At 75.4% G+C, this 9096-nt stretch carries 10 protein-coding genes; 3 read left to right on the top strand and 7 right to left on the bottom strand.

The window, feature by feature from the left end; genetic code table 11:
* Positions 1-452: 452 nt before the first annotated feature.
* Positions 453-980 (top strand): MarR family winged helix-turn-helix transcriptional regulator, encoded by a 528-nt coding sequence (locus ACGFX4_RS37545; protein WP_393084823.1) that lies wholly within the window; start codon positions 453-455, stop codon positions 978-980.
* A 24-nt stretch (positions 981-1004) separates the two neighbouring features.
* On the opposite strand, the gene ACGFX4_RS37540 is transcribed toward ACGFX4_RS37545, so the two are convergent.
* The 4 genes from ACGFX4_RS37540 to ACGFX4_RS37525 are packed head-to-tail and all read right to left on the bottom strand — an operon-like array spanning position 1005 to position 3750.
* Positions 1005-1937: a ribosomal protein L7/L12 gene (locus ACGFX4_RS37540; RefSeq protein ID WP_393084820.1), complete on the bottom strand. Its 933-nt coding sequence runs from the start codon at positions 1935-1937 to the stop codon at positions 1005-1007.
* 11 nt (positions 1938-1948) lie between these two features.
* Positions 1949-2608 (bottom strand): class I SAM-dependent methyltransferase, encoded by a 660-nt coding sequence (locus tag ACGFX4_RS37535; RefSeq protein ID WP_393084817.1) that lies wholly within the window; start codon positions 2606-2608, stop codon positions 1949-1951.
* Positions 2609-2617: 9 nt separating this feature from the next.
* Positions 2618-2938, bottom strand: coding sequence for a hypothetical protein (locus ACGFX4_RS37530; protein ID WP_393084814.1), 321 nt, complete (start codon positions 2936-2938; stop codon positions 2618-2620).
* Positions 2935-3750 carry a MerR family transcriptional regulator gene (locus tag ACGFX4_RS37525; RefSeq protein WP_393084813.1) on the bottom strand — a complete coding sequence of 272 codons (816 nt, stop codon included), beginning with the start codon at positions 3748-3750 and terminating at the stop codon, positions 2935-2937. The genes ACGFX4_RS37530 and ACGFX4_RS37525 overlap by 4 nt, the downstream gene beginning before the upstream one ends.
* A gap of 122 nt (positions 3751-3872) precedes the next feature.
* Between ACGFX4_RS37525 and ACGFX4_RS37520 the strand changes: the two genes are divergently transcribed.
* Positions 3873-4661 (top strand): hypothetical protein, encoded by a 789-nt coding sequence (locus tag ACGFX4_RS37520; protein ID WP_393084810.1) that lies wholly within the window; start codon positions 3873-3875, stop codon positions 4659-4661.
* A 38-nt stretch (positions 4662-4699) separates the two neighbouring features.
* Here ACGFX4_RS37520 and ACGFX4_RS37515 read toward each other — a convergent pair whose 3' ends face one another.
* From ACGFX4_RS37515 to ACGFX4_RS37505, 3 genes are read right to left on the bottom strand one after another with little or no spacing between them, the layout of a single operon-like run.
* A complete protein-coding gene (locus tag ACGFX4_RS37515; protein WP_393084807.1) occupies positions 4700-5239 on the bottom strand; it encodes a GNAT family N-acetyltransferase in 540 nt (179 codons plus the stop codon).
* A 10-nt stretch (positions 5240-5249) separates the two neighbouring features.
* Positions 5250-5690: a hypothetical protein gene (locus ACGFX4_RS37510; protein ID WP_393084804.1), complete on the bottom strand. Its 441-nt coding sequence runs from the start codon at positions 5688-5690 to the stop codon at positions 5250-5252.
* Positions 5691-5742: 52 nt separating this feature from the next.
* On the bottom strand, positions 5743-8436 hold the full coding sequence (locus ACGFX4_RS37505; protein ID WP_393084802.1) for a helix-turn-helix transcriptional regulator: 2694 nt from the start codon (positions 8434-8436) through the stop codon (positions 5743-5745).
* Positions 8437-8605: 169 nt separating this feature from the next.
* On the opposite strand from ACGFX4_RS37505, the gene ACGFX4_RS37500 reads away from it, so the two are divergent.
* A complete protein-coding gene (locus ACGFX4_RS37500; protein WP_393084799.1) occupies positions 8606-9088 on the top strand; it encodes a GNAT family N-acetyltransferase in 483 nt (160 codons plus the stop codon).
* Positions 9089-9096: the final 8 nt, after the last annotated feature.

The following is a 9096-nucleotide window of genomic DNA, read 5'->3' as shown; positions in this document are numbered from 1 at the left end:
CGCGCCGCCCCCGCCCCCCCCGCCCCCCCGCGCGCCCCCCCCCCCGCCCGCCCCCGCCCGCCCCCCCCCCCCCCCCCCCCCCCCCCCCCCCCCCCCCCGTTCCGGGGTCCGGACTACTTGGGGTCGTCGGTGTCCCAGGGGTGGACGAACCCGGCCGGAGGCAGGTTCCAGGCGTCGAGCACCGCGGTCAGGTCCGACTCGTCCGCTGCGGATGCGGTTCGGACGAGTTCCGCGCCGATGTCGTGGTCGAAGCCCTCGATGCGGTCGGCCTCGTACTCCCAGTGTTCGAGCCGGAAGCTCCGGCCCGAGTCGCTGCGGGGCCGGCCCTCGTCACGGGCCCGGGCGTCGGGGACTACGGTCGGGTGAGGCCCGGGAGAGAACGGGACACGTGGGCGTGCACCCCTATAGTCGTTAAGTTACTTAGCGATGCACGCCGTGTCAGAATTACCGCCATGGCGCAACAAAACCCCTTCGGAGCCGCCGCCCCATCGGATTCCGCGGACCGGCCGAACCAGCCCGACCGTCCGGACCGTTCACCCTCCGGTGACCCGCTCTCGGGTGCCCTGCGCGACGTCCTGACCTTCACGCACCTGGCCCGCGCCGCACTCGCCGAGCGCCTCGGCATGCCGCTCACCAACGTCGAAGCCGTCGAGCACGTGATCATCGCCAGGAGTGCCGGCGACCCCATCGGCCCCGTCGAACTCTCCCGGCGCCTCGGCGTCACCAGCGCCGCCGCCACCCAGTCCGTCAACCGCCTCGTCGCCGAGGGCCACCTCTCCCGCGAGGCCCACCCCAGCGACCGCCGCCGCCAGGTCCTCGACGTCACCGACGGCGGGTTCCAGCACGTGATGGGCGAACTCGCCCCGCTCCTCGCCCTCATCCACCACGCCTCGGACGGCCTGACCCCGGCCGAACGCGCCGGCGCCCAGCGCTACCTCGAACAGGTCTCCCGCGCCTGCCGCGACTACCTCGCCGACTGACCGCTCACGACACTCGGGGAGCGCTCAGGCAGGCCGCCCGACGGCACGCGGTCGGACCTCGACCGACGCACCCGCTGCGCGCAACCGCCCGGCGACCTGCTCCGCCTCGTCCTCGCGCAGCCCGTCCAGCAGCACCACCGGCCGCTCCCCGGTCACGGCCTGCTTCGCACCCCACAGACCGCCTCCCACCACCGCCCGCAGCACCTTCGCCACCTCCAGCGGCCGCGCACCGGGGTCCAGCAGCACCACGTCGTACGGCACGTCGTCGCAGACGAGCAGGTAGAACTCGGTCGGTTCCGGCTCGTCGTCGTACCAGCTGCCGCCGACCGCCTCCCGCTCACCGTCCGCCGCGGCGTCCTCCGGAACACCCGGTGGCGGGGCGACCGCTGCCGAGCTGCCGCGCAGGTGCCGGTAGTGCGTCGGCGCCGGCAGGGCCGACGTCCGGATCAGTTCGCGGCCGATCACCTGCCCGGCCGCGGTGAGCTCCTCGGCCTGCCCGGGCGGGGCGAGCCTCGCGTCGTACGTCTGGCTGACCGTCCGGCCGGTGTCCGCGAACAGGCAGCGCACCGCGTAGGGCCGCCCGCTGTCGTTCAGCCACGTGTACAGGAGCACCGGCCGGTCGAGCTCCGAGCGGAACCAGTCCGCGGACCGCCGGGCCAGCTCGTCGACCGTGCCGACCGCCTCGACCACCGGGCCGCCGTAGCCGTTCAGCCAACCGCCCCGGACGCGGTCCACGCCGACCTCCAGGTCCATGCCGATCAGCCGGTGGACGACGCCGGGCTCGTTGACGGTCAGCGTCACCACCATCGGGCCGCCGACCTCCGGCCGGCCGAACCGGATCTCCACCCCCGCGCCCACCGACGGCGCGAGCCGTACCCGCAGAGCGGCCAGGAAGGCGAGCTCACCCGCCGTGAGCCCGGACGGGTCCTCGATCTCGAACCACATGTGGTCGCCCATGGGTCGCGTGCCTAGAGCGCGACGTCAGGGGCCGGATCCGGTGCGTCCCCCGGGCGCCGCGCCCAGAAGAGGACGTGGCCGCCGGTGTCGCCCTCCGGGACGAACTCCTCGTGGACCACGTCGAAGCCGGCCCGCACCAGCCAGGAGCGGCTCGTCGCGCCGTCGGCGTGGCTCCACCACATGGCGGCCCCACCGCCCAGCCAGTTCTCGTCCGTGCCGGTCCAGGCCCGGTGCCCGGTGGTGCTCAGGAACCAGCCGCCCGGCCGCAGCCAGGAGGCGATCCGCTCCAGCAGGGCGGGCTGCTCCTCCACCGGGACGTGGATCAGGGCGTACAGGGAGACGACGGCGTCGAAGCCCTCCCGGGGCAGCTCCAGGGTCGTGGCGTCGGCCCGGAGGAACTCGGCGCCCGGCACGAGTTCCCGGGCCCGGCGGATCTGGACCTCGCTGATGTCGACGCCGGTCACGCGGTGGCCCGCCGCGACCAGGTCCCGGGCGACGGGGACACCGGTGCCGCAGCCGATGTCCAGGACGGCGGCTGACTCGGGGAGCCGGCCCAGCAGCTCCTCGATCCACGGGCCGTACTTCGTCCCGCTGCCGAACGCCCGCTCGTACTGCTCCGACAACGCGTCATATCCGCGCCGCACGACTTCCTTCGGGTTCTCGATGTCCACGCGCGCACGCTACGGCGCGGTGGTGGGGGGCGCGACCGTTTTTCCCCCGGGCCCGACGGTCGGCATGCCGAGGTCCGCCTGCGCCGGCACGGTTCGGCAGGCCGCTGCCCGCCGACGGCGGCGGCGTACGAACAGCAGCGCGCCCACGGCGGCGACGGCGAGGACCGCGAGGGCCGGGATCCACAGCGCGCCGACCGCGGAGGCCGCGCCGATGACGCCGAGCACCGCGAGGAGCGGGCCCGCGCAGCAGACCGCGCAGGCGGCCACCGCCGCCGCGCCGACGCCGAACGCCTGCCACGGCCGGGACCCGGGTGTGCGCGAGGACGTCATGCCGCTGCTCCGAACAGTTCGGCCAGCATGCCGGCGGCGCTCGCGGGAGCGCGCACGGCGAGCCGGAGGGAGGTGGGGGTCAGGTGCAGGGTGAAGTCGAGGAACGCGCAGCAGCCCTGCTCGGCCGCGGCGAGGACGGCGATCCGGGCCGCCAGCCCGGGGTCGGCGGGGAAGGAGAGACGCAGACCGTCGGCGATCTCCTCGCGCCGGTCGGCCTGGGCCGCCAGCTCCCGCCACTGGCCGACGCGCGCCCCCAGCTCGGCGCCGCCCAGCGTGCACGCCACCGGTGCCAACCGCCAGGCGTCCTCCGTCTCCGTCTCCGTCTCCGAGGACGTGGCCGGGTCGGGGTCCGGGCGCGAGCGGGTCGGCGACAGGGTGAGCGGCACCGGGCCTGCCCCGGCCGCGTCCGCCGCCGGGGTGCAGCCGCAGTCCGGTCCGCAGGCGCCGGTGGGGGCGGGGCCGGACAGGTCCGTGTGGACGGCCGCCAGGCGGGCGGAGAACGCGGTCAGCTCGGCGATCCGGGTGCCGGTGTCGGCGATCCGGTCGGCGATCAGCGGCAGCAGCCGGGCCCGGACGGAGGCGCACACGCCTTCCTCCCGCACGTCCAGGAGCTCGCGGATCTCCTCCAGGGCCAGTCCCAGCAGTTTCGCGGCCCCGATGAACTCCAGCCGGTCCACCGCGTCCGGTCCGTAGACCCGGTACCCGGCGGCGGTCCGTTCCGCCGGTAGCAGCCCGGCCGTCTCGTAGAAGCGCAGCGTCGTCGCCGGGACGCCGGAGCGTTCGGCGAGCTGCGAGATGCGGTACGTGGTCACGTCTTCGACGGTAGACCTTCGACCCGACTCGAAGGTCAAGCCGACCGCACCGGCCTGCGGGTCGTCGGGGGTCGACGCCGTCACCTCCCGCGCCGATCGCGAATTCCGCTACGGTCGGGCGCATGGATCGCCTGTCCGAGATCACCTTCCGTCTGCCCGGCACCCCGGGGTCGCGTGACTTCCTCGAGCAACTGCGGTCGCTGCTCGACGCCGTGCCGTACGCCGCAGGCGGTCCCGGTGGCCGACTGACGCTCACCCCGGCGCGGCCCGTCGGTGCCCGGCCCGTCACGGTCTTCGAGCTGGCGGACGTGCGCGAGCCCGAGGTCGTCCTCGGTGCGGGCCGGTCCGTCGGTGGGGCCGACGCACCCCGGGCGGGCGGCGACTTGTCCGAGCCGGTCGGGATGGCGGAGCTGACCCAGCGTCTCGCCGGGCACGTCAAGGGCGTCGACCACACGGGGGTGAACCTGCCGACCTGCACCACCTCGCCCGAGGAGTGGCGCGAGCTCACCGCCGCGCTCGCCTCGACGACTGCCCTGTACCGCTATCCCACCGGGGAGGACTGGCCGTTCGTCCTGCCCACGACGCCGGACGAACTCCGCGACGACATCCGCGAGTTCGTCGTCGGCCGGGAGCCGAGGTTCGAGCTGGTCCACGACCGGTGGCAGACCCGGACGCTGTGGCAGTTCGCGCTGCTGACCGACCTCACCCGCGCGGAGCTGGAGCAGCTCTTCCCCGAACCGTGGGGGACGGCGATCCCCGAGCTCGCGGAGTTCTTCCGGGTCGTCCCGGTCCGCAGCCCGTGGCCGACCGGACCGGACCTCCGCTTCGACCTGTGCTACCGGGCGGAGGGCGGACCGTCCGACTGGGAGACCGGCGAGTGGCTGGTCACCGAGGGCGGTCGCCTCCGCTGACGGCCGACGGCTGACGACCGACGGCTGACGACCGCCGGTCAGGCGGACGGGTACCGGACGCCGAGCCACTGCTCGGCGCCGAAGTCCACGAAGCGCTCGACCTCGGTGAACCCCAGCTTCTCGGCGACGCGCAGCGAGGCCGCGTGGGCGACCTGGGTGGAGAGCACCACCGGCTCGCCGGGACGCACGCCGGCGAGCCAGTCCAGTGCCGCCGCACCCGCCTCGACGGCGTAGCCCCGTCCCCAGACCCGGGGCAGGAACAGGTAGCCGAGTTCGGTCTCCCCACCCTCCGGCCGGATGTGCCCCACCCGCTCCACGCCGCGCCGGTCGAGCGTGATCACGCCGACCATCTCCCCGTCGAGCTCGACCACGAACACGCCGAAGCGCCGTCCGGGCAGCGTCGGCATGGCGATCTCCACGTCCGCGCGCGACCGGGCGCCGCCGGTGTACGTGCCCACCTCCGGCGAGGAGAACAGCTCGACGAACGCCGCGCGGTCACGGGCCTCGGACTCGCGGAGCACGAGCCGTTCGGTCCGGATCGGAGCAACTGGCCAGGCGTCAGATCCGTTGTCAGTCATGACAGGCAACCTACCCCAAGCCCTCCGTACCGGAGCGGCCGAACGCGAACTCCACGACGGTCGGCAGGTCGGCCTCCCCCACGGCGGCCCGGAGGTCCGGCAGGATCCGCTCGAACTCCTCGTCGTCGATCGCACCCTGGTACTCCTGGCGCAGCTCGTGGACGGCCCGGACCAGGTCGGGACGCAGCCGCATCCAGGCCCGCGAGGTGCGGATCTCCTCCTCCACCTGCTCGGTGAACCAGCGCATGACGTCCCAGGGGATGTCGACGTGCGGCCCGGCCGAGTCGAAGCAGAGGGTCGGCTCCCGCGCCGGGTCCTCGTCGGGGACGATCGCGATCGCCAGCGTGCGCTGCCGGCCGACGAGGTCGAGTTCCAGGCACCAGGCGTCGTCGGGCAGCGCGTAGAGCACGGTGATCGCGTACTCGCCGCCGGGGTGGGGGATGACGGGCATGGCCGCATGCTGTCACGGCCGGCCCGCGCGGTTCAGCCGGTTTTCTGCCTGGTCAGCGCTCGCCCAGGGCGTGCGCGAGCTGGTCGCGGGAGGCGACGCCGAGCTTGGGGAAGGCCCGGTAGAGGTGGTGGCCGACGGTGCGGGGGCTGAGGAAGAGCTGGGCGGCGATCTCCCGGTTGCTGTGGCCCGCGGCGGCGAGTCGGACGACCTCGCGTTCCTGCGGGGTGAGCCGGCCGAGCGGGGTGGCGGTGGCGCTGGTGGCGTCGATCACCTCGCCGGTGCCGCGCAGTTCGGCGCGGGCGCGTTCCGCCCACGGCCGGGCGCCGGCCTTCTCGAAGGCCTCCATCGCCTCGCGCAGGACGCGCCGCGCGTCGGAGCGGCGCTTGCGGCGGCGCAGCCATTCGCCGTGGAGCAGGCGGGTGCGGGCGAGTTCCAGGCCGCCGCCGGCCTGCTCGCCGAGCTCCACCGCCGACTCGAACGCCGCCTCGGCGTGCGCGTCGGTACTGGTCAGAGCACGGCAGCGGGCGGCCAGGGCGTGCGCGGCGGGGGTGGCGGACCGGGCGGCCCAGGCCTGGGTGCGGGCGGTGGCCGCGACGGCGGTCCGGTCGGCGCCGCTCCGCGCGGCGGCCTCGACCAGGTCGGGCAGCAGGAAGGCGTGCAGGACGGGTGGCCCGGCGAGGGGGTGGTCGAGGTGGGCGAGGGCCTGCGCGGGATCGCCGCCGCCGAGGTGGTTGAGGGCCAGGGCGTGGTGCGCGTGCAGGACGGCCGCGCCGAGGTCGTGCGCGGTGGCGTGGGCGAGGGCGGTCTCGGCGAGCTCGCGGCTGCGCGGTTCGTCGCCCTCGACGGCGGCGCAGGCGGCGAGCGTGGTGCGCAGGTAGCAGGCGCGGTGGTCGAGTCCGGCGTACTGGGCGATCCGCAGGCCCTCGGCGGCTCCGGTGGCCGCGGGTTCCAGCTCGCCGAGGGCGAGTCGGGCCTCGGCGAGCAGGTGCAGGCTGGTGGCCTGCCAGCCGAGCAGGCCCTGGGCCCGGCAGTGGGCGAGCAGCAGGGTGGCGAGGTCGCGGGCGAGGCCGTGGTCGGCGAGCGCGTGGGTGGCGTGGGCGGCCAGGAAGCGTTCGCTGAACAGCAGGTCGCCGTCGCGCGCCACTCCCCCGAAGAGCCACTCCCGCACCGGTTCACCGCCCCCGCCGTCCCCGTCGCCGTAGAGGGTGGTCACGGCGGCGAGCGTGTCGTGCGGGCCGGTCGACACCGTGCGGGCCCGGGCGGCGACGCGTCCGACCAGCTCGGGCACCCCGGCCGACTGGGCGGCGTGGAAGGCCTCGACGAGGATCGGCCGGGCGGCGTCCGCGACGCCGAGCAGCACCTCGACGGCCCGTACCGCGGATCCCTCGTTGAGTTGCAACGCTGCCTGGACGCGGGCGAGTTCGGCGCTCTGCCCGGCGTCCTCGGTGCGCTCCAGCAGGGCGGCGACGCGCTGGAACTGGCCGGCGTCGGCGGCGGCCTGGGCCGCGGCGACCAGGCGGCGCCGGCGGTCGGCGGGGTCGGGGCTGAGCTGGGAGGCGCGTTCGTGGGCGGCGGAGGCGCTGGCGGTGCCCTGGCGGCCGGTGGCCCGTTCGGCGGCCAGGTCGAGCTCACGGGCGACCGTCTCGTCGGGTGCGGTGGCGGCGGCCGCCCGGTGCCAGGCCCGGCGGTCGGCGTGCTCCTCGCCGTCGAGGGTGTCGGCGAGGGCCCGGTGGGCGGCGATCCGCCGGGCGAGGGTGGCGCTGCGGTACGCGGCGGCGCGGACCAGCGGGTGGCGGAAGACCAGGGTGGTGCCGTCGAGCCGTATCAGGTCGGCGGTCTCGGCCGGTTCCAGGGCCTCCGGCGTGGCTTCGGCGGCGCGCAGGACGGTCGCCAGGTCGCCGGTGTCGTCGGCGGCGGCGACCAGCAGCGCGGCGCGGGTCCGGGCCGGGAGGCGGTCGATCCGGGCGCCGAACGCGGCGCGGACCCGGTTGGAGGGGCTGGGGTCGCCGGGGGCGGCGGGCAGCGGTCCGAGCAGGCCGGTGCGCTGCTCGGCGCTGAGCGAGCGCGGCAGCTCGATCAGGGCGAGCGGGTTGCCGGCGGCCTCCGCGGCGATCCGCTCGCGGACGTGCGGCGGCAGCCCGGTGGCGTCCCGGCCGTCGAGCAGCGCGGCGGCGTCCCGTTCGTCGAGCAGTGCGGTGGCGGCGGCCGGGTCGAGGGCGTCCAGGCGCAGCTCGGGCAGGCCGAGCGGTTGCGGTTCGCGCATCGCGAAGACCATCACCACGCCCTCGGCGTCCAGCCGCCGGGCCGCGAAGGCGAGGGCGTCGAGCGAGGGCCGGTCGAGCCACTGCGCGTCGTCGACCAGGCAGAGCACCGGGTCCTCGCCCGCGTACTCGGAGAGCAGGGTGAGGACGGCGAGGCCGGTCAGGAAGCGGTCCTGCCCGCCGGCCGCCGCCAGGCCGAACGCCGAGCGCAGCGCGTCCGCCTGCGGCCCGGGCAGGACGCCGAGCCGGTCGAGCGCGGGGCGCAGCAGCTGGTGCAGGGCGGCGAAGGGCAGTTCGGTCTCCGCCTCGATGCCGACAGTGCGCAGCACCCGGGCCCGCCCGGCACCGGCCGCCAGCTCGTCGAGGAGCGCGGTCTTGCCGATGCCGGCCTCCCCGTACAGCACCAGTGCCGCGCTGGCACCGCTCGCCGCGTCCGCCAACAGGCCTCTGAGCCGGCCCGATTCCCCGTCCCGACCGTAGAGCATCCGGGGAGTCTACCGGGCACGACCTACCTGCCCGCCGGCATGCCCGCCGGCCTGCCGCCGGTCGCATTGGGTCATGGTGACTGATTCGCGACCGGTCTGTCGGTCCGTAAGGTCTGACGTGTTGCGAGAACGCACCCGGCACCGGCCGGGGCAGACCACTGGAGACAGAGTGACCTTCACCATCGAGACCGCCCGGCTGCGCCTGCGCCCGTACACCCGGGAGGAGGCGGAGCTGATCGTGGCCGGCGGGCGGCCCGAGAACGTCTGGAGCGCGGGTTTCCCCCGCGAGGACGACCGGGACGTGGCCCGGATGTTCCTCGGGCTGCCGGAGGGCGAGCCGCTCTTCGGGCCGCTGATGATCGAACTGCAGAGCACCGACCAGGTGATCGGCGGGATCGGCCTGTTCGGCCCGCCGGACGAGTCCGGCACCGTCGGGCTCGGGTACGGCGTGGCGCCCGAGGTCGAGGGCCGCGGCTACGCCACCGAGGCGCTGCTGGGCCTGCTGCACACGGCATTCGCGGACGAGCGGGTCCGCCGCGCGGTCGCCGACACCACCCACGACAACCTCGGCTCCCAGCGGGTGCTGGAGAAGGCCGGCCTACAGCGGACCTCCTCCGACGAGACCCTCCACTACTACTCCCTCACCAACTGAGAGGCCAC

This window comes from Kitasatospora sp. NPDC048365 (assembly GCF_043200835.1).
GTDB classification, from domain to species: domain Bacteria; phylum Actinomycetota; class Actinomycetes; order Streptomycetales; family Streptomycetaceae; genus Kitasatospora; species Kitasatospora terrestris.
Note: the sequence above shows the minus strand (reverse complement) of the source record. Positions and strands in the feature narration are given on the sequence as shown.

Coding starts and splice junctions, on each gene's coding strand:
- ACGFX4_RS37545 (WP_393084823.1), top strand. CDS start 453: ATGGCGCAACAAAACCCCTTCGGAGCCGCCGCCCCATCGGATTCCGCG.
- ACGFX4_RS37540 (WP_393084820.1), bottom strand. CDS start 1,937: ATGGGCGACCACATGTGGTTCGAGATCGAGGACCCGTCCGGGCTCACG.
- ACGFX4_RS37530 (WP_393084814.1), bottom strand. CDS start 2,938: ATGACGTCCTCGCGCACACCCGGGTCCCGGCCGTGGCAGGCGTTCGGC.
- ACGFX4_RS37520 (WP_393084810.1), top strand. CDS start 3,873: ATGGATCGCCTGTCCGAGATCACCTTCCGTCTGCCCGGCACCCCGGGG.
- ACGFX4_RS37515 (WP_393084807.1), bottom strand. CDS start 5,239: ATGACTGACAACGGATCTGACGCCTGGCCAGTTGCTCCGATCCGGACC.
- ACGFX4_RS37510 (WP_393084804.1), bottom strand. CDS start 5,690: ATGCCCGTCATCCCCCACCCCGGCGGCGAGTACGCGATCACCGTGCTC.
- ACGFX4_RS37505 (WP_393084802.1), bottom strand. CDS start 8,436: ATGCTCTACGGTCGGGACGGGGAATCGGGCCGGCTCAGAGGCCTGTTG.